Raw genomic sequence first — 590 nt, forward strand, 5'->3', positions numbered from 1 at the left:
TTTTCGAGAGAAACACAGCCCCGAAAGGCTGTGCTAAATCCCTAGAATCGCAGGCTATTTTTCACCCGTGAGGATAAATCGTACATACACCGCACGGTCTTCCTCGATGAAGCAGACAAGTTCGTAGAATCCCATCTCAAATGCCATGCGCTGAACACCGGGAACGTCGAACATATTCACCCGTCCGCTCTCGCGGATGTCCATGATCTGTGCGAAAACCGTCTCGTTCATGATCTGCCGCCTTTCTCTGCGATGCGGAAGGAGTCCATGCAGGGGATCAGACTGAGCGACGATCCTGTCTCCCACCGAACGAGAATCTGCCCTGCATCATCAACGCCCATGACCTCGCCCATCGTTCCCGTCGGCGGGGCTTGCGGATCGTCCATTGCGAGGAGTTCCACCCGAGTCCCGCGCGGATACCGCTCTCGAAGCACGGCGATCTGCTCCCTACTCGGAAACCGCATGACGCTCATCTCCCTTCCGATGTCCACTCTTAAAGGCGCTGCTGCCCGTGAGGTTCTGCAAGAGAATCTTTCGCGACTCTTTGTAGGCACTCCCGATCATGCCAAGGCGCAGGAGGAAACAGCGGA

At 56.3% G+C, this 590-nt stretch carries 2 protein-coding genes and 1 pseudogene; all 3 read right to left on the reverse strand.

The features are described from left to right. Positions 1 to 54 precede the first annotated feature (54 nt). Positions 55 to 231 (reverse strand): DUF5049 domain-containing protein, encoded by a 177-nt coding sequence (locus tag HMPREF9163_RS04875; protein ID WP_009440562.1) that lies wholly within the window; start codon positions 229 to 231, stop codon positions 55 to 57. Further along, positions 228 to 464: a DUF4314 domain-containing protein gene (locus HMPREF9163_RS04880; protein ID WP_009440563.1), complete on the reverse strand. Its 237-nt coding sequence runs from the start codon at positions 462 to 464 to the stop codon at positions 228 to 230. Before HMPREF9163_RS04880 ends, HMPREF9163_RS04875 begins: the two co-directional genes overlap by 4 nt. Then, a pseudogene (locus tag HMPREF9163_RS12390) lies at positions 448 to 590 on the reverse strand (virulence protein); the annotation flags it as partial. The gene HMPREF9163_RS04880 and the pseudogene HMPREF9163_RS12390, both read right to left, overlap by 17 nt.

The organism is Selenomonas sp. oral taxon 138 str. F0429 (assembly GCF_000318175.2).
GTDB lineage: Bacteria > Bacillota > Negativicutes > Selenomonadales > Selenomonadaceae > Centipeda > Centipeda timonae.